The sequence below is a fragment of the Mycolicibacterium sichuanense genome, from assembly GCF_033741125.1.
Classification (GTDB): Bacteria; Actinomycetota; Actinomycetes; order Mycobacteriales; family Mycobacteriaceae; genus Mycobacterium.
In genome coordinates this window covers 1106066-1123540 of sequence record NZ_JAWQPU010000001.1, presented here as the reverse complement: position 1 = coordinate 1123540, position 17475 = coordinate 1106066, and the positions used below count along the sequence as shown (strand labels likewise).

The following is a 17475-nucleotide window of genomic DNA, read 5'->3' as shown; positions in this document are numbered from 1 at the left end:
CCCGTCGAGCAGGCATTCCCGGGTTCTGCGCGCAGGCCCGATGTCCGGGCCGGGCACTAGTCTCTGGCCATGCTGCACACCGTCGCGATCCGCGGTTACCGTTCGATGCGGCAGGTCGTACTGCCCCTGACCGGGCTCACCGTGGTGACCGGCGCCAACGGCACGGGCAAGTCGTCGGTCTACCGGGCATTGCGGTTGATGGCCGACTGCGGTCGCGGGGAGGTCATCGGCTCGCTGGCACGCGAGGGCGGCTTGCCGTCGGTGCTGTGGGCCGGTCCGGAGAACACCAGCGGCGCGCGCCGAACCGGGCGCAGTGAGGGCACCACCCGCACCCGTCCGGTCGCCCTCGAACTCGGTTACGCCTCAGCCGACTTCGGCTACCTGATCGATCTTGGCATGCCCCAGGACGCCGGCTTGGGTTCGCTGTTCGCCCTCGATCCGGAGATCAAGCGCGAGGCGGTCTTCGCCGGCCCACGGTTACGCCCCAGTTCGACGCTGGTCAGCCGGGTCCGCGAACATGCCGAGGTCGCCGCCCAGTCCGGTCGCGGGTTCGACGAGTTGACCAGGTCGTTGCCCGCGTATCGCAGCGTGCTCGCCGAGTACGCCCATCGGGGCGCCCTGCCCGAACTCGCCGCCGTCCGAGATCGGTTGCGCGGCTGGCGGTTCTACGACGGATTTCGAGTCGACGCCGACGCTCCGGCGCGCCGGCCCCGCATCGGTACCCGCACCGCGGTGCTCTCCGACGACGGTGGCGACCTCGCAGCGGCGATTCAGACGATCGTCGAGGCGGGTTTCGACGATCTGCCCAAGGCCGTCGCCGCCGCCTTCGACGGGGCCGAGGTGGCGGTGGCCGTGCACGACGGTCTCTTCGAGCTGCAATTGCGCCAGCGCGGCATGCTGCGGCCACTGCGGGCACCCGAATTATCCGATGGCACACTGCGTTTCTTGCTCTGGGGGGCGGCCCTGCTGACCCCGAGTCCCCCGTCGCTGATGGTCCTCAACGAACCAGAGACGTCGCTTCACCCGGATCTGGTACCACCACTCGCGGCGATGATCCGTGCCGCCGCGGCCACCACCCAGGTCGTCGTCGTCACCCATTCGCAGGTCATGCGCGAGCATCTCGACACCGACGACTCCTCCGAGATCGAGCTGTACAAGGAGTGGGGCGAGACCATGGTCGCCGGCCAGACGATGCTCACTGCGCCGCCGTGGGACTGGGGCAAGCGCTGAGGGCCGAGGGTCAGCCCGTCTTGGTGGGCCGCAGCGCCCTGGTGAAGATCACGTTCACCCGCCGCATGGCCACGCTGTAGGGCCACCAGGCCAGCCGCTTGAATGCGTACAGCGCTCGGATGTCGTGTGAGGTGTAGATCAGGAAGCGGTTGCGCTCGATGCCGCGAAGCATCTTGTCGGCCACCAACTCCGGGGTGACGGCATGACCACTGAACCGGTCCACCCACTTGCGCACCTGCGGATGCTCGCGGTCGACGCCGGCGATCTCGACGGTGTCGACCAGCGGTGTGCGCACCGCCCCCGGCACCACCACCGACACCCCGATCCCATGGCGGGCGAGATCGAAGCGCAGCACCTCGCTGACCCCGAGCAGCCCGAACTTGCTGGCGCTGTAGGCGGCGTGCCACGGCAGCGCCACCAGTCCGGCGGCGGATGACACGTTGACGATGTGCCCACCGTTTCCTGCGAATACCATTGGCGGAACGAAGGTTTCGATGACGTGGATGGGACCCATGAGGTTGACCGCGACCATCGACTCCCAGTGCCGGTGGGTGAGGTGACTGACGGTTCCCCACGCGGACACCCCGGCGATGTTCATCACGACGTCCATGGCCGGGTGCGCACCGTGGATGTCGGCGCCGAAGGCCGCCACCTCGTCGTAATCGGCGATGTCCAGCACGCGGTGTGCGGAGACCAGCCCGCCGAGGGCCCGCGCCTCGGCTACCGTCTCGGCCAACCCCTCTGCGTTGCGGTCGGTGAGGAAGAGTTCAGCGCCCTCGGCAGCCAGCCTCAGCGCCGTGGAACGACCGATACCACTGGCGGCACCGGTCAGGAAGCACCGCTTGCCTGCAAATCCCTGCGCCATGATGGTGACAGTACCGGCCTGGCTCAGTCGCCCGACGTGCTCCCGCCGCCCCATAGGGCGTTGAGCCACAACCGCTCGAGCACCTCGAGAGCCCGTACGGGATCGGTGCCGCGACCAACGAAGCCCGGATCCTGCGACAGCGTCATGGCCGAGGTCGCCGTGAGCATGCGCACGAGGGCGGGTAGATCGTCGGTGATCGGGCGAGCTCCGGCATCCTGCTTGATCAGTCCGACGATCTTCTCGATCACGCCGTCCTCGAAGTCGTTCATGATCTCGCGGATCTGGGCGTCGGTGTTCTGCGCCAGCGTGCAGGCCCGCATGACCGGGTCATTGCTCGCGAAGACCGTGGCTGCGCTGCCGACCATTCGCTTGGCGAATTCCGACGGGGTCTCCTCCGGCTCACGGGGGGCGAAGTCATGGGTGAGCTTGTCCAACTCCTCCAGGGCGTCGGAGACGATCACCGCGAGCACGGCGTACTTGGAGTCGAAGTAGAAGTAGAAGCCCGACCGGGCGACGCCGGCGCGCTCGCTGATCGAGCTCACCGACAGATCGGCGAAGGGTTTGGCCTCGAGCAGCTCCCGGACCGCGCCCACGATTGCCTCGCGTTGGCGGTCGCCGCGGCTGCGACGGGCCTCGCTGGGGACGGATTCGGCAGTCATCGCCGTCAACCTTCGCATTCGCGCCGCGCTCGATCAAAACTTGACATGCGTCAAGTGGGCCGTTCAGGATGGAGCAGCGAGTGAGTTCGCCCACATCAGACCCAGCCCAGGAGCGTGCCAATGGCGACGATCAGTACCTCCGAGTATTTGCTCGACCAGGCCAAGCGGCGTCTCGTCCCCACGCTGAACAACATCCCAGGCATGGGCGCCATCGAGAAGCGGCTGCGGGCCCGCGACTTCAAGCAGTTCGTCCTCGCCGAGCCGCCCGCGGGCAGCGACCTCAAGCCGATCCTCGGCGACTCGGGGGTTCCCGTCCTCGGCCACATGATCGAGACGTTCCGCAGCGGCCCCGAGTACGTCCTCGAGGTCTACCGCAAGCACGGACCCGTGCACTACGCCTACTCCCCTGCCCTCCCGGCGGTCATCGCACTGGGACCCGACGCCACCCAGACCGTGTTCTCCAACCGGAACAAGGACTACTCGCAGGCGGGATGGCAACCGGTGATCGGACCGTTCTTCAACCGCGGGCTGATGATGCTCGACTTCGAAGAGCACATGTTCCACCGCCGGATCATGCAGGAGGCGTTCACCCGTTCGCGGCTGAGCGGCTACGTCGAGCACATCGACCGGGTGGCCTCGCAGGTGATCGCGAACGACTGGGTGGAGAACGACCCCCGCTTCCTGTTCTATCCCGCGGTCAAGGAACTCACCCTCGACATCGCGTCGGTGGTGTTCATGGGCCACGAACCCGGCACCGACAAGGAACTCGTCACCAAGGTCAACGATGCCTTCACGATGACGACCCGGGCCGGCGGCGCGATCGTGCGGACCAGCGTCCCGCCGTTCAAGTGGTGGCGCGGCCTGCAGGCTCGCAAGGTGCTCGACGACTACTTCGAGGCTCGGGTCCAGGAGCGGCGGCGCGCCGAGGGCACCGACATGCTGACGGTGCTGTGCCACACCACCGACGACGACGGCAACAGCTTCTCCGACCAGGACATCGTCAACCACATGATCTTCCTGATGATGGCCGCCCACGACACCTCGACGTCGACGCTGACGACGATGGTCTACCACCTGGCCGCCAACCAGGAGTGGCAGGACCGCTGCCGCGACGAATCCGACCGGCTGGGTGACGGACCGCTGGACATCGAGGCGCTCGACAAACTGGAGACCCTCGACCTGGTGATCAACGAAGCGCTGCGCATGGTGACCCCGCTGCCGTTCAACGTTCGCCGGGCAGTGCGCGACACGGACCTGCTGGGGCACTTCCTCCCCGCCGGGACCGACGTGGTGCTGTGGCCGTCGGTCAATCACCATCTGCCCGAGCTGTGGACCGACCCGGAGAAGTTCGACCCCGCTAGGTTCGCCGAACCACGCAACGAACACAAGAAGCACCGCTACGCCTTCGCACCGTTCGGCGGTGGCGCGCACAAGTGCATCGGCATGGTCTTCGGGCAGCTGGAGATCAAGACGGTGATGCACCGCCTGCTGCGCAAGTACCGGCTCGAGCCGCCGCACGCCGGCTACACCGCACGACTGGACTACGGCGGCATGCCGGTGCCGATGGACGGCATGCCGGTCATCCTGCGTCCGCTGCGCTGACGCGCCTGCGGTCGGACACGACCAGCCACAGTGCCGACACCAGGAAGTAGAAGGCGCCGAACGCCGCGTACGGGGCGATGTCGGTGATGCCGGGCGGCACGGAGCCGTTCGCCTTGACCAGGAACGTGATCCCGACGAGGGCGGACTGCGCGCCGCTGAGCGCCATCGCCCACTGGGCGCCGACGGTGCGCCACCGGCGGATGGCCGCGGCGAGCTGAAGCAGACCCGACGAGCTGGCCCACACCCCGAACACCCCGATGACCGCGAACATGTCGACGCCGAGAGCGACGGCCACGGCCGCCGTCGTCACGGCGCTGACGACGGCGTTGATGGCCTGAGCGGGGTTGCGTCGCCATCCCCCGCTGCGCTGGGCGTCGACCACGTTGGCCACCGCGTCCCAGGCGGGGTATCCGACGAGCATCGCTGCCGCCACGGCGGGGAGATCCCGTGCGACGGTGAACGCCAGGACGACCCACGCGACCGAGAATGCCGCCCTGGTGAAGTAGTACGTTCGGATCCAACGTCGTCCTCGGACCTCGACCTCGTCGAACACGCCTTCGGTCATCGTCATCCTCTCTCGATGTGGTTGGCCTGGAGCCGAATCGATCGGCGCAGGAGTCATCGCCCCGGAACGTCCGTCGGGCCGGGGTATGCGGGTAGCGGGGTGGGACGCGCCCTAGGCGGGCGCCATCACACCTGCCAGCAGCGGGTCGGTGATCGTGGTGAACACCGTCGGGTCGCCGTATGCGCGGGCGGAGAGCATGGCTCCGTGGACCGAGGCCATGAACTTCTCGGCTTCGACCTGTGCGGTGCCGGTCAGGGTGAATCTGCCTTGTTCGCAACCACTTTCGAGGACGCCGGCCAGCCAGGTGGACAGCACCTCGAAGTACGCCTTCACCTCGGCGACCACCTCGGGCGGCAGAACGGGGATCTGTGTGGCGAGCAACGCGCAGAGACAGAACGGGTTGGTGCCGTCACGGATGCAGAGGGCCCAGAAGTCGACGTAGCTCCGCAGCCGATCCACCGGGTCGGGACGGCGGCGGGACATCTCGGCGAACCCGGCAGCGGCCTCGGCGCGATAGCGGGCCACCAGGGTGCGAACGAGGTCGACCTTGGTCGGGAAGTAGTAGTGGATGCTCGCCTTGCGGATGCCGATCACCTGCGCGATGTCGGCGTAGCTGAAGCCGTTGTAGCCGCCGTTGGCGAGCAGTGTCCGCGCGCAGCTGATGATGTCGTCCTCGGTCGTCGGGGCCATGAATGCCAATCTACCTTCTAGTAGGTAGATTGAGGAACGCGCCGTCTCGGAAGGTCACCGCGATGTCCGTCTCCCTGCTCCCGTCGACCGACGCTGCGTCGCCGTCGCCCCGCGGCGCCCCGGTGTCGACTTGGCGCCGGCCCCGTGGCCACGCGATAGTCTCGCGACGTGCCATTGGAACCGCTTCCCGAGATCGCCGCCGTCCTTCAGGCGGCGGCGCCGCCCCCGGATTCTGACCCCGGACCCGCGGTCGGAGACGTGATCACGCGCCGAACCAACACCGCGGCGATGTTCACCGCCCTGGCGTCGTCGATGGAGGTGCCCCCCGACGTCGAGGTGCGCCGTCACGACCTCACCGCCGCCGACGGCCAGGTGCTGCCGCTCACCTGGTATCAGCCGATCGGCGAGCGGACCGCCGGCGCCGCGATGCTCTACCTCCACGGCGGCGGCATGATAGCGAGCCTCGAGCAGACGGCTCCGGTCTACGACATCGCCGTGCGCCAATACGTGTCGCGGTCGGGCGTGCCGGCCCTGGTGGTGGACTACCGCGTCGCGCCCGAACATCCCCACCCCACCCCGGTGGAGGACTGCTACGCCGCGCTGCAGTGGCTGCACGAGCACGCCGCCGAGCTCGACGTCGACCCGACGCGCCTGGCCGTCGCCGGTGACAGCGCGGGCGGCGGCCTGGCGGCAGGGGTCGCGCTGCTGGCCCGCGACCGCGGCGGCCCCCGGCTCGCCCTGCAGCTACTGATCTATCCGATGCTGGACGACCGCACCGTGATACCCGATCCGCAGCTTCGGCCCGAGTTCCTGGTGTGGACCTACGACGACAACGTGACGGGGTGGGGCGCTCTGCTCGGCGCCGCTGCCGGAGGCGCCGACGTCTCCCCATACGCTGCGCCGGCGCGGGCGGCGGACCTGGCCGGTCTGCCGCCGGCCTACATCGACGTCGGCGATCTCGACGTCTTCCGCGACGAGGACGTCGACTACGCCCGCCGCCTGCTCGCGGCGGGCGTGCCGACTGAACTGCACGTCTACCCCGGCTGTCCGCACGGCTTCGAAGTGGTCGCCGGTGACCTCGAGGTGTCGCGCCGAGCCATCGACGACCGGGTGCGGCGCCTGGCGGCGCTCTGAGTCCGAAGTCGGTTAGGCCAGCAGCATGTTGGCGCAGGCGATCACCGCGCGCAGCGCCGAATCGTCGGCGTCCTCCGCCAGGCCCGTCGCCCACTGCGTCCGGACGCCGTCGGTGCCGCGGATGAAGGTCGCCGTGCCCGTGTCGGAGGGCAGTTGGTGGAAGGCCGCGATCTCGACGGCGACACCACGGTCGTGCAGCATTGCGGTGAGCGCGCCGATCGGGCCGCTGGCCGCCGCCGTCACCGTGCCGATGCGATCGCCGACGGCGAGGGTGGCTTGGTAGGTGCACGGCTGCGGGCCCCGGTTGCTGGCGGGCCGGGCGGCGTCGGTGCACTGCCAGGCGCCCAGGCGCAGTGGGCCCGACGACGGCGCGTATCTGGTCAGGAATGCCTCGGTCGACATCGACGCCGCCTCGGCGCGCAGCGCCCTCGGCAGCGGATGCTGGAACTGGGCTGCGAAGCAGGGGGCCGCGCCGGGGCGGGACGTGAACTTGGACGTGGACTTGGTGAGCATGTGCCGGTCTTCTCTGAGAGGAGGAATCGACCGACGGAATGGCAACGACCCACAGCGAGGGGTCGGTCTGGATCAGACCCCGCTGCGGGTTGCTACTACGAGTCGCTTCGGCACGTAGGCGATGCTAGGTCCGCCGCACCGCGCGGCGCAACCCCATTCCGGGTTCCACTAGGTTCGACGCCGATATGAGTTGGTGGGACGCAGTACTGCTCTTCGTCGCCGGAATCGGTGGCGGCCTCGTCGGTAGCATCGCGGGCCTCGCGTCCCTGACGACCTATCCGGCCTTGCTGCTGGTGGGTTTGCCGCCGGTCGCGGCGAACGTGACGAACACCGTGGCGCTGGTGTTCAACGGGGTTGGATCGGTATCGGCCTCGCTTCCCGAGTTGCGCGGCCAGCGATCGGTTCTGCTTCGGTTGGTCCCCGCAGGGATTCTCGGCGGGGCCGCGGGAGCGGCGCTGCTGCTGGCGATACCGGCCGAGGGTTTCGAGGACGTCGTGCCGATACTGCTCGCGGCGTCCGCCGTGGCGATTGCACTGCCCCAGCGTGACCGGCTCGTCCCGGTCCGTCGCACGGTCGCGAGGACCGTGCTTCAAGGTGTCGCCGTGCTGGCGATCTGCGTCTACGGCGGATTCTTCGGCGCCGCGGCGGGCGTGCTGATGCTTGCCCTGTTCCTGCGCACCGGCAGCGACTCGCTGGCCCACGCCAACGCCACGAAGAACGTCGTCCTCGGTGTCGCCAACGGCGTTGCGGCGCTGATCTTCATCGCCTTCGCCCCCATCCACTGGCTGGCGGTGCTGCCCCTCGGCGCCGGATGTCTACTCGGCTCCCGCATCGGTCCGAGCATCGTGCGGCGCGCGCCCCCGGCGCCGCTGCGGTTGCTGATCGCCGCGGCGGGCCTGGCGCTCGCGGTGAAGCTCGGGTTCGACACCTACCGTTGACCGGCGTGGCGTCATGAAAAGGGGCTGTCGCCCTTGCTAACTCGAGTGCCCAGCTCGATCAGCGACGTTGCCGACGCGTGCAAGCGCTCACCGGCGTCACGGCTGGCCTGGCCCGCCAGGTAGCGCGACCAGGTGCCCTCGATGACGATGCCGAGCTTGAAGCAGGCCAGGGCGACGTACCAATCCAGCTGCGACGTGACGCGGCCACCGGCGTCCCGGTACGCCTGGAGCAGCTCACCGCGGGTCGCCAGGCCACCGAGGGCCGCCAGCTCGGATCCGGCGTCGATGGTGTTGGGCTCGGCGGGCCAGCACACCAGCATCCAACCCAGGTCCAGCAGCGGATCCCCGATGGTGCACATCTCCCAGTCGATGAGGGCCGCCACCTCGGGACGCTCGCGCCGCAGCAGCACGTTGTTCAGGTGCGCGTCACCGTGCATGATGCCGGGTTCGCCGTCGGGCGGCCGATTCTCGTCGAGCCAGCGCGCGAGGACGGTGACCGAGGGCAGCGAGGCCGGGTCGTAGGCCTCGTGGCGATGACTGTCCAGTAAGCCGAGGAACTGTGGAACCTGGCGTCCCAGGAAGGATCCCGGCCGGCGAATCTCCGCCAGCGGCGTGCCCTCCCAACTGGCGCGGCCCAGCCGCGCCAGGCTGGCGGCGTATGCCAGGCCGACGTCGTGCCGCAGCACCGGATCGTCGACGTAGGGCCGGGCCATCTCGTTGCCGGGGTTGAAACCGTCGACCTCCTCCATGAGGTAGAAGACGACGCCGAGTACGTCCAGGTCCGCACAGCCCGCGACGAACTCCGGATGCGGCACCGAACTGCCGGCCAGCGTGGTCAGGACCGCGATCTCACGCAGCATCGTCTTGTCGCTGGTGGGTCGGGGATGGGCTGGCGGACGACGCAACACCATCGGCCGGCCGTCGACGCGCAGGCGCAGCACGATGTTCTGGCTGCCACCGGTCAGCGGTGCGACGTCGCTCACCCGCGCGCCAAGGCCCTCGGCCCGGGTCCAGCGTTGCAGCGCCGCCAGGTCCTCCCCGGACAGTACGGGTGGGTCGTCATCGGCCATGGCTGACATGGTTGCGTCATCACCCGCCGAATGCCCCCGGTTCAACCGAAGTGGCTGTGGGTCAACGCCTCTTGGCCACCACCATCAGGTACTCCCAGTCCATCGTGGCGGATCCTGCGATGGCGTCGTCGGCGAGCCGGGCGATGTCGGCGTCCAGTTCGGCGACGCGCCTGGCGTCGGCACCCAGGCCGCGGTAGGCCGCGATCGTCGGTCCGTAGTTCGCCTTGAAGTACTCCCGGAACCGAGAGCCGGTCTCGAACAGGTCGACGCGCAGACGCCGGCGTTCGGTCCTCGCGTCGGTCACCCGCGCGCCGAGCAGTTCGCCGACGTGCTCCTCATTGCCCCACAGCGGGGGTGCCGACACCCCTGGCGACGGCGGTGCCACGTACGGCTTCATGGTCGCGAACAGCCGTCCGATGAATCCCTCGGGTGTCCAGCTGGCGACCGCGATCGTCCCGCCTGGTCGGCAGACGCGGATCAGTTCGTCGGCCGCCCGCTGATGGTGCGGGGCGAACATGACCCCGATGCACGACGTCACCGCGTCGAACTCGCCGTCGGCGAAGGGCAGGGCCTCGGCGTTCGCCTCTCGCCACTGGAGGTCGATCCCCCGCCGCTCGGCGGCGGCGCGGCCCTCGTCGAGCAGCCGAGGGCATGGGTCGCTCGCGATGACGGTGGCTCCAGCGAGTGCGGCGGCAATGGCCGCGTTTCCGGTACCCGCGGCCACGTCCAGCACGCGGTCGCCGGTGCCGATACCCGCGGCGGTGACCAGGGCCGGCCCCAAGGGAGCGACAAGCTCGTCGGCAATCGCCCGGTAATCACCCAGCGCCCAGAGCGCGCGGTGGGCGGCTTCCAGTTGGCTGGGCTCGATGGCGGTGTTCATCGGTTCTCTCCTCGTTCTCGACTTATCCGACGTGCCGACATCGTCACCCCGTCGGATGTGTCCGAACTAGTCACGAATCTGTACTGGCACTGGTTGCATGGTCGTGTGCATCGGTAGTGAATGAAGGCGGTGAGGACGTGTCGGGATACGGCCAGTTCTGCCCGGTGTCGAAGGCGATGGAACTCCTCGACGAACGCTGGACGATGCTGGTCGTCCGTGAACTGCTGCTGGGCAGCCGGCATTTCAACGACATCCGGCGGGGCGTGCCGAAGATGTCACCGGCGCTGCTGTCCAAGCGGCTGAAGTCGCTCGCCCGGGCCGGCGTCGTGGCTCGCACGGAGGTCGACGGCCGTGCCAGTTACTCGTTGACACCGTGCGGGGAGGAACTCGGCGAGGTCGTCGACGCCCTCGGACGGTGGGGGTTGCGCTGGATCGGCGAGCTGGGCGAGGCAGACCTCGACCCGCACCTGCTGATGTGGGACATCCGTCGCAACGTCCCGGTGCGGGAATGGCCGCCCTCACGCACCACCGTCGCCATCCATCTCGACGGGGTCTCGGCGAAGGCATCCCGGTGGTGGTTGGTCGTGTCGGAGGGAACACCGGACGTGTGCGACTTCGATCCCGGTTACGAGGTCAGCGGCACGGTGGAGACGAGCCTGCGAACGCTGACCCGGATCTGGCGTGGTGACGTCGACTGGACCCGCGCCCTGCTCGACGGCAGCGTGGCGGTCTCCGGGCCCACCGAGGTACGCCGCGCCATCCCGACGTGGATCGGGCAGGGAGCGAAGGCGGCGGTGCCCCGCCCCACCCGGTGATCAGTCCAGGATTCGCCGAGACACGTTGGTGGTCACCAGGTCGAGCAGCTCGTCTGCCCGGCCGGCCATGATGGTCCGAATTGCATACAGCGAGAAGCCCTTTGCCTGTTCGGCGCTGATGGCCGGCGGGATCGAGAGCTCTTGGCGGGCCGTCACGACGTCGACGATGGCGGGACCGTCGTGCGCGAACGCGTCGATCAGCGCCTGCTCCAATTCACCGGGATGCTCGACGCGGCGGCCGAACGCGCCCATGGCGCGGCCGACGGCGGCGAAGTCGGGGTTGACCAGATCGGTGCCGAAGTTGACGATGCCGGCAGCCTTCATCTCGAGCTCGACGAAGTTCAACGACGAGTTGTTGAACACGATCACCTTGACCGGCAGCTCGTTCTGCAGCAGCGTGATGAGTTCCCCGAACAGCATCGTCAGCCCGCCGTCACCGGCGAGCGCCACCACCTGCCGGCCGGGAAAGGCGGTCTGGGCGCCGATGGCATGCGGAAGCGCGCAGGCCATGGTTCCGTGGTTGAACGAGCCGACGAGCCGGCGCCTGCCGTTCATGTGCAGGTACCTGGCCGCCCACACGACGGGCGAGCCGACGTCGACGGTGAACACGGCATCGTCGGAGGCAAGTCGATCAGCAAGTCCCGCAACGTATTCCGGACGAATGGGCGTCTTGTCGCGGTCGTTGACGGCCAATCCGTCCATCGTCTTGCGGGTCTTGGCGTAGTGCCGCAGCGACCGGTCTAGGTGCTCGCTGGACTGCTTCTGAACCAGCAGGGGTTGCAGGGCCGCCAACGTGTCGGCCACGGTACCGACCAACCCGAGGTCGATCGGGCTGCGGCGCCCGAGGTTTCGGCCGCGGACGTCGACCTGCACGATGCGGGCGTTCTGCGGATAGAACTGCTGATAGGGGAAGTCGGTGCCAAGCATCAGCAGGGTGTCGGCCTCCTTGATGGCCTTGTACCCGGAGGCGAAGCCCAGCAGCCCGGTCATCCCGACGTCGAACGGATTGTCGTATTCGATGAACTCCTTGCCCCGCAGCGCATGCACGATCGGGGCGTTGAGCGTGCCCGCCAGCCGGACGAGGGCGTCATGCGCGCCCTGTACGCCGGCCCCACCGAGGATGGTGACCCGCTCACCGGCGTTGAGGATCTCCGCCGCCTGCCGCAGTCCCTCCTCGTCGGGACGCAGCACGGACTGCGTTGGCAGGATCGGCTTCGTCAGCCAGCCGTTCTCGACGGCGGCGGCGAGGAAGATCTCCCCGGGCACGACGACCACCGCCACCCCGTTCTCCTCGATCGCGGCCCGCATCGCCATCTCGATGATCCTGGGCGCCATCTCGGGAGTGCTGACCAGTTCGCAGTACACGCTGCACTCACGGAAGAGGTCCTGCGGGTGGGTTTCCTGGAAGTACTCCGAACCGATCTCGCTGCGCGGGATGTGCGCGGCGATGGCCAGCACCGGCACCCGGCTGCGCTGAGCGTCGAACAGCCCGTTGATCAGATGTAGGTTGCCCGGACCGCAGCTGCCCGCGCAGACGGCGAGCCGCCCGGTGAGCGCGGCGTCTGCCGCCGCGGCGAAGGCCGCCGTCTCCTCGTGCCGGACGTGTTCCCAGGTGAGCTCCGCCGAGCGACGGATCGCGTCGGTGAACCCGTTGAGACTGTCCCCGGGCAACCCGTAGACCCGTCGCACCCCGCTCCGGGTCAGTGCGCCGACGATCTGGGTTGCGATGGTGGCCATCGAGTGCCCTCCCCTGGGGATTCTCGCGCGAGAAGCTGCGTTCGGCGCGAATCTCCGCGCCGAGGTCACTCTACTGATTTCGGCGACGTCACCTAGCGGTAAGGCCCTTCGGCCCAGGTTGTCGGTAGTTTGGCGCCATGGTCGAAACCGCGGCACGCCCCAGCGGACTGATCGGCGTCGCCGCCGCTGCGGTCGCGCTCGGCGTCGCACAGCTGAGCGCGGTGCCCTTCGGCCCGCATGCCGATTCGCGCAATGCCGTCGGATCCGCGGTGATCGACCTGACGCCCGGCCCCGTCAAGGAAACCGCGATCCGGCTATTCGGCACCTCCGACAAACTCGCGCTGTCGATCCTGGTGCTGGTCGTCATCGGCGTGATCGCCGCCTTGACCGGACAGCGGGAGACCCGCAGCCGGCCAGTCGGCAGCATCGCGATCGTGGTGGCCGGCATCCTCGGCTGCGCTGCGGTGCTCAGCCGCGCCGGAGCAACCGGAATCGACTTGGTACCCACCGTGATTGGCACCGTGTGCGGCGTGCTGACCCTGCGGTTGCTCGTCTCCGACCGCGTTGGTCCGACACCAACGTCCGAGCAGCCGGCTCCCGACGCCGGCCGACGCCGGTCCATGGTGGCGCTGGGATTGCTGGCGACGGGCGTGGTCGCGGGAGTCGCGGGGGCGCTGCTCAACCGGTTGCACTCGTCGGTGGCCGGCGACCGGACGGCCTTCACACTTCCCACCGCTCGCGACGGCGCCCCGCCCCCGCCGCCGGCTGCCGTTGCGCCACCCGGATTCACCAAGACGCCGTTCATCACCCCGAACGCCGACTTCTATCGCATCGACACCGCGTTGAGCGTGCCGCAGGTCAGCCGCGGTGACTGGCGTCTGCGGATCCACGGCATGGTCGATCGCGAGGTCACCCTGACCTTCGACGATCTGCAGCGCTTCGACGTCGTCGAGGAGGTGGTCACGCTGACGTGCGTGTCCAATCCGGTCGGCGGAGACCTCATCTCGAATGCCAAGTGGACGGGCTACCGCGTTCGGGATCTGTTGGCCGGGGCGGGGATTCACTCCGACGCCGACATGGTGCTGTCGACGTCGATCGACGGGTTCACCGCGGGAACGCCGGTCGAGGCGCTCACCGATCAGCGGGGGTCGCTGCTCGCGATCGGCATGAACGACGCGCCGCTGCCCACCGAGCACGGCTATCCCGCCCGCCTGGTGGTGCCAGGGTTGTACGGCTACGTCTCGGCGACCAAGTGGCTCGTCGACCTCGAACTCACCCGCTTCGACCGGGCCGAGGCGTACTGGACCAAGCTCGGGTGGGCGGCCCGCGGACCGATCAAGACCGAGTCCCGCATCGACGTGCCGCGCAGTGGTGCCGAGATCCCCCGGGGCAGCACGACGTTCGGCGGGGTCGCGTGGGCACAGCAGCGCGGCATCGAGGCCGTCGAGGTGCGCATCGACGAAGGACCCTGGCAGCAGGCCGAACTCGGCGCCAGTTACTCCAACGACACCTGGCGGTTGTGGAGCTTCCCGTGGCAGGCAGCCGAGCCCGGCCCGCACCGGATCACCGTGCGCGCGACCGACGGAACCGGGGCAGTCCAAACCTCCGACGAGGCCGACGTGGTGCCCGACGGGGCCACGGGCTGGCACACGGTGTCGTTCGACGTCGCCTGAGTCACGGGGCGTTGGATCAGACCGGCACCCTGCGGTTGGTGAGCACCGAGACCAGCACGGCAGCGGCCATGAGCACCGCACCGAGCCGGGTCCACGCTGCGCTGGCATCCCCGCGGATGGTCTCGTAGCCGATCTGCTGCTGCAGCGTCGAATACACCTGCTTCAGCTGGGCGAGGCTTCCGGCGTGGAAGGTCTGACCCCCCGTGATGTCGGTGATGTGCTGCAGGGTGGCGTCGTCGACCGGCACCGCGATCTGCTGACCGTTGATGTCGACGACACCATCCGGCGTGCCGAACGAGATCGTGGAGATCGCGACGCCCTGGTCCTTCGCCGCACGCGCCGCGGTATACGCGCCACGCGGGTCGTCGGGATTGCGCGGCACGGTCTCCGCGCCATCGGACTCGAGGACGATGTGCGACGGAGCGGGAGTGGAACCGCCGCCCATCACCGCTCCGACGCTGGCGATCGCCTGCAGCGCGGTGAAGATTCCCTCACCGGTGGCGGTGCGCTCCTGCGCCTTGAGGCCGTCGATGGCGGACTTCATCGCCGCGCGGTTGGTCGTCGGGGATACCAGCAGCGTTGCGCTTCCTCCGAAGGCAACCAGTCCCAGATTGATTCCCGGAGTCAGCTCATCGGTGAACTCCTTGCCCGCCTCCTTCGCCGCCTCCAGCCGACTGGGGGCGACGTCGGTGGACACCATCGACTCGGACACGTCGATCACCAGCATCACCACCGCGCGGTTGCGTGGGATGCGGACGTCGTGCGTCGGGGCGGCGAGCGCGACCGCGAGCATCACCAGCGCGATCACCAGCAGGATCGCCGGAACGTGGCGCCAGCGGTGGCGGTTGGCGATCGGAGCGACCTTCGCCAGCAGCTCCATGTTGGCGAACCGCAGCACGCGGCGGTGCCGCGCGAACTGGACGACGACGTAGACCGCGGCCAGCGCCACGACGATTAGCAGGTAGAGGAAGAACCAGGCGTGGGTGAAGCCGGACAAGGCCAGCGGACCCAGCAGCGGAACCGTCATGCCGGCAGCCTCCGATTGATGGCGAGACCCAGCGCGGCGGCGACGGTCGCGGCGCACACGGCCAACCGCAGCCAGCCATCGCTGGCCGGTCCGGGCATCACCTCATAGCCGATCTGCTGCTGGACCGACTGGTAGCTGCGGTTCAGCTCGTCGACGTTGGTGGCGGTGAACGTCTGCCCGCCCGACAGCTCGGCGATCTTGGTCATGGTGTCGGAACCGACCGGCACCGGCACCCGCTGGTTGGCCAGGTCGACGTAACCGCTCCTGGTGCCGAACGCGATCGTGGAGATGGGCACGCCCTGGTCCTTCGCCGATCGTGCTGCGGTGTACGCACCCCGCGGATTGTCGGGATTGCCCGGCACGTTCTCGTCTCCGTCGGAGAGCAGCACGATGCGTGCCGGCGGCGGTGGCGTGTTCCCATCACTGCTGAGCACCGCCCCGACGGTTGCGATCGACTGCAGCGCGGTGAAGATCGCCTCACCCGTCGCCGTCTTGTCGGCGGTCTGCAACTTCCCGAGCGCGTCAATCGTGGCCTGGTGGTTGGGATTCGGTGCCACCAGCAGATTCGCATTGCCCGCGAACGCGACGAGACCGAGATTGATCCCCGGCGTGAGGTTCCCGGCGAACTGCTTGGCGGCCGCCTGCGCAGCGGCCAGCCGGGTCGGATCCACGTCGGTGGCGCGCATCGACTGCGATACGTCGACGACGAGCATGATGACGGCTCGGTTGCGCGGAATCCGGATGTCACGCGTCGGTCCGGCGAGCGCGACGGTCAGCAAGACCAGGGCCACCAGCGCGGCCGCGATCGGGACGTGGCGCCACCGCACGGCGGCGGTGAGTGCAGCGGCGCCCTGGGGCCCGGCACCGACGAATCGCTGCACGCGCCGGCGGCGCCGAATCTGCGTCAGCACGTAGAACGCCAGTGCCACCAACGGGATCAGCCCGAACAGGAACAACCAGCGGTGCTCGAAGCCGGTCCAGGTGAGCTCGCCCAGTCCAGGCACGGTCACCACGGCGGACCCCCGGCGCGAAGATCACGGGGGGTCGTCAGGAATGCCGTCACCATTGCGTCGCCGATGGGCCCTTCCGGTCGGTGCTGCTGCCGTTGCGTAGCAGCGAGTGTGGCCGTAGGACCTGACGGTCTGCTGCGATCTTGCTGGGACCACCACGAGCCTCCCTTCCGCGACGGCCAGCCCTAGACCCGATCGATCGAGACCAGCGCGTACGTCCGCACCGGACCGGCGATCGATGAGCGACAGGTCGAGCGCAGGGGTTCGGACAACTGCTCGGCCAGCACCACCAGCAACGGGCCGGCCTCGGCTGCCAGCACCACGCGGATCTCGGGTCCGCGGTGCTCGACGTCCAGTGCCGACAGCGCGTCGATCCGATCCTCACCGGTGTGAGCGCGCGCGAAGTACTGCGCGGCCTGAACTGGGTTCGGCAGGGACGTGCGACCGCGCAGGAATTCGTTGTCCAGTCGCCCGTCGAGGTAGCGCCTCACCAACTCGGCGGCATCGGTGGAGTCGACGCGCCCGTAGCACAGACCCTCGGGGAGAACCAGCATGGTCGCGGCGAACCGGTCACCACCAAGATGCGAACACTCCCAGGTGATGTCGGGATACCGCTGCGCGATCGCAGCGGCCGCGCGACGACCGCGGACCGCGCAGCACTGGTCGTGACGTCCGTGCGCGCAGACGACTACCAGGGGCCCGTCGCACGGATCGCCGTCGGACCCATCGAGTGCGATGTCGAGATAACCGTCGGGGCCGTCGACCTCACCCCGGTGCAGCGCCTCCAGGCCCTCACCGGATTGGGCGATGAACCAGCGCCACCGGGGCGTCGGGGGCCGGCGGCCAGGCCGGCGGATCGCCGCGGTGCGAAATCCCGCCTTCTCGAAGCGGCGGGCGATGGTGCGTCCGAGGTTCGGGTCCAGGACGGTAGCCGAGTCCAGTAACGCGGAGGGCCCCCAGGGCCCGTCGAGCTCCAACAAGAACCACGCCCGCCCAGCCGATGCCGTGCCGTAGAGCGGATCGTTGCGGGCCAGCGACTCGACGCTGCAGGGCGGCGAGTTGGGGAT

17 protein-coding genes are annotated in these 17475 nt (G+C 68.9%); 6 read left to right on the top strand and 11 right to left on the bottom strand.

All coding sequences use genetic code 11. The features are described from left to right. Positions 1 to 69 precede the first annotated feature (69 nt). The gene (locus SBI80_RS05475; RefSeq protein ID WP_318973374.1) at positions 70 to 1230 is read left to right on the top strand and encodes an AAA family ATPase; all 1161 of its coding nucleotides are present in this window, start codon (positions 70 to 72) and stop codon (positions 1228 to 1230) included. A 10-nt stretch (positions 1231 to 1240) separates the two neighbouring features. On the opposite strand, the gene SBI80_RS05470 is transcribed toward SBI80_RS05475, so the two are convergent. Continuing rightward, positions 1241 to 2095, bottom strand: a complete 855-nt coding sequence (locus SBI80_RS05470) for an SDR family oxidoreductase (RefSeq protein ID WP_318973373.1) — start codon at positions 2093 to 2095, stop codon at positions 1241 to 1243. A gap of 23 nt (positions 2096 to 2118) precedes the next feature. Beyond that, complete coding sequence (locus tag SBI80_RS05465; RefSeq protein WP_318973372.1) at positions 2119 to 2754, bottom strand: TetR/AcrR family transcriptional regulator; 636 nt, start codon at positions 2752 to 2754, stop codon at positions 2119 to 2121. A gap of 120 nt (positions 2755 to 2874) precedes the next feature. On the opposite strand from SBI80_RS05465, the gene SBI80_RS05460 reads away from it, so the two are divergent. Then, positions 2875 to 4356: a cytochrome P450 gene (locus SBI80_RS05460; RefSeq protein WP_318973371.1), complete on the top strand. Its 1482-nt coding sequence runs from the start codon at positions 2875 to 2877 to the stop codon at positions 4354 to 4356. Here SBI80_RS05460 and SBI80_RS05455 read toward each other — a convergent pair. Together SBI80_RS05455 and SBI80_RS05450 are read right to left on the bottom strand one after the other, a co-directional pair. Further along, entirely contained in the window at positions 4334 to 4927 is a 594-nt protein-coding gene (locus SBI80_RS05455) for a DUF308 domain-containing protein (protein ID WP_318973370.1), read from the bottom strand. The genes SBI80_RS05460 and SBI80_RS05455 overlap by 23 nt on opposite strands. Positions 4928 to 5032: 105 nt before the next feature. Next, entirely contained in the window at positions 5033 to 5611 is a 579-nt protein-coding gene (locus tag SBI80_RS05450; RefSeq protein ID WP_318973369.1) for a TetR/AcrR family transcriptional regulator, read from the bottom strand. Positions 5612 to 5779: 168 nt separating this feature from the next. On the opposite strand from SBI80_RS05450, the gene SBI80_RS05445 reads away from it, so the two are divergent. Then, a complete protein-coding gene (locus tag SBI80_RS05445; RefSeq protein ID WP_318973368.1) occupies positions 5780 to 6745 on the top strand; it encodes an alpha/beta hydrolase in 966 nt (321 codons plus the stop codon). Positions 6746 to 6757: 12 nt separating this feature from the next. Here the strand turns inward: SBI80_RS05445 and SBI80_RS05440 are convergent, their stop codons facing one another. Then, positions 6758 to 7258: a homocitrate synthase gene (locus SBI80_RS05440; RefSeq protein ID WP_318973367.1), complete on the bottom strand. Its 501-nt coding sequence runs from the start codon at positions 7256 to 7258 to the stop codon at positions 6758 to 6760. 185 nt (positions 7259 to 7443) lie between these two features. On the opposite strand from SBI80_RS05440, the gene SBI80_RS05435 reads away from it, so the two are divergent. Continuing rightward, positions 7444 to 8196 carry a sulfite exporter TauE/SafE family protein gene (locus tag SBI80_RS05435; protein ID WP_318973366.1) on the top strand — a complete coding sequence of 251 codons (753 nt, stop codon included), beginning with the start codon at positions 7444 to 7446 and terminating at the stop codon, positions 8194 to 8196. 11 nt (positions 8197 to 8207) lie between these two features. Here the strand turns inward: SBI80_RS05435 and SBI80_RS05430 are convergent, their stop codons facing one another. Both SBI80_RS05430 and SBI80_RS05425 read right to left on the bottom strand, forming a co-directional pair. Then, on the bottom strand, positions 8208 to 9266 hold the full coding sequence (locus tag SBI80_RS05430; protein WP_318973365.1) for a phosphotransferase family protein: 1059 nt from the start codon (positions 9264 to 9266) through the stop codon (positions 8208 to 8210). A gap of 61 nt (positions 9267 to 9327) precedes the next feature. Next, the gene (locus SBI80_RS05425) at positions 9328 to 10146 is read right to left on the bottom strand and encodes a class I SAM-dependent methyltransferase (RefSeq protein ID WP_318973364.1); all 819 of its coding nucleotides are present in this window, start codon (positions 10144 to 10146) and stop codon (positions 9328 to 9330) included. A gap of 137 nt (positions 10147 to 10283) precedes the next feature. Here SBI80_RS05425 and SBI80_RS05420 point away from each other — a divergent pair, with 137 nt between their 5' ends. Next, positions 10284 to 10961 carry a winged helix-turn-helix transcriptional regulator gene (locus SBI80_RS05420; protein WP_318973363.1) on the top strand — a complete coding sequence of 226 codons (678 nt, stop codon included), beginning with the start codon at positions 10284 to 10286 and terminating at the stop codon, positions 10959 to 10961. On the opposite strand, the gene poxB is transcribed toward SBI80_RS05420, so the two are convergent. Continuing rightward, positions 10962 to 12698, bottom strand: coding sequence for a ubiquinone-dependent pyruvate dehydrogenase (gene poxB / locus SBI80_RS05415; protein ID WP_318973362.1), 1737 nt, complete (start codon positions 12696 to 12698; stop codon positions 10962 to 10964). It abuts the gene before it with no gap. Between the two features lie 137 nt (positions 12699 to 12835). Here poxB and SBI80_RS05410 point away from each other — a divergent pair, with 137 nt between their 5' ends. Further along, complete coding sequence (locus tag SBI80_RS05410) at positions 12836 to 14371, top strand: molybdopterin-dependent oxidoreductase (protein ID WP_318973361.1); 1536 nt, start codon at positions 12836 to 12838, stop codon at positions 14369 to 14371. 16 nt (positions 14372 to 14387) lie between these two features. Here SBI80_RS05410 and SBI80_RS05405 read toward each other — a convergent pair whose 3' ends face one another. From SBI80_RS05405 to SBI80_RS05395, 3 genes are all read right to left on the bottom strand, one after another. Next, positions 14388 to 15398 (bottom strand): VWA domain-containing protein, encoded by a 1011-nt coding sequence (locus SBI80_RS05405; protein ID WP_318973360.1) that lies wholly within the window; start codon positions 15396 to 15398, stop codon positions 14388 to 14390. Beyond that, positions 15395 to 16408, bottom strand: a complete 1014-nt coding sequence (locus SBI80_RS05400; protein ID WP_318973359.1) for a VWA domain-containing protein — start codon at positions 16406 to 16408, stop codon at positions 15395 to 15397. Before SBI80_RS05400 ends, SBI80_RS05405 begins: the two co-directional genes overlap by 4 nt. A gap of 185 nt (positions 16409 to 16593) precedes the next feature. Next, the gene (locus tag SBI80_RS05395) at positions 16594 to 17475 is read right to left on the bottom strand and encodes a ferredoxin family protein (RefSeq protein WP_318973707.1); all 882 of its coding nucleotides are present in this window, start codon (positions 17473 to 17475) and stop codon (positions 16594 to 16596) included.

Coding starts and splice junctions, on each gene's coding strand:
- SBI80_RS05440 (WP_318973367.1), bottom strand. CDS start 7,258: ATGCTCACCAAGTCCACGTCCAAGTTCACGTCCCGCCCCGGCGCGGCC.
- SBI80_RS05475 (WP_318973374.1), top strand. CDS start 70: ATGCTGCACACCGTCGCGATCCGCGGTTACCGTTCGATGCGGCAGGTC.
- SBI80_RS05405 (WP_318973360.1), bottom strand. CDS start 15,398: ATGACGGTTCCGCTGCTGGGTCCGCTGGCCTTGTCCGGCTTCACCCAC.
- SBI80_RS05470 (WP_318973373.1), bottom strand. CDS start 2,095: ATGGCGCAGGGATTTGCAGGCAAGCGGTGCTTCCTGACCGGTGCCGCC.
- SBI80_RS05465 (WP_318973372.1), bottom strand. CDS start 2,754: ATGACTGCCGAATCCGTCCCCAGCGAGGCCCGTCGCAGCCGCGGCGAC.
- SBI80_RS05460 (WP_318973371.1), top strand. CDS start 2,875: ATGGCGACGATCAGTACCTCCGAGTATTTGCTCGACCAGGCCAAGCGG.
- SBI80_RS05450 (WP_318973369.1), bottom strand. CDS start 5,611: ATGGCCCCGACGACCGAGGACGACATCATCAGCTGCGCGCGGACACTG.
- SBI80_RS05435 (WP_318973366.1), top strand. CDS start 7,444: ATGAGTTGGTGGGACGCAGTACTGCTCTTCGTCGCCGGAATCGGTGGC.
- SBI80_RS05410 (WP_318973361.1), top strand. CDS start 12,836: ATGGTCGAAACCGCGGCACGCCCCAGCGGACTGATCGGCGTCGCCGCC.
- SBI80_RS05425 (WP_318973364.1), bottom strand. CDS start 10,146: ATGAACACCGCCATCGAGCCCAGCCAACTGGAAGCCGCCCACCGCGCG.
- SBI80_RS05455 (WP_318973370.1), bottom strand. CDS start 4,927: ATGACGATGACCGAAGGCGTGTTCGACGAGGTCGAGGTCCGAGGACGA.
- poxB (WP_318973362.1), bottom strand. CDS start 12,698: ATGGCCACCATCGCAACCCAGATCGTCGGCGCACTGACCCGGAGCGGG.
- SBI80_RS05430 (WP_318973365.1), bottom strand. CDS start 9,266: ATGGCCGATGACGACCCACCCGTACTGTCCGGGGAGGACCTGGCGGCG.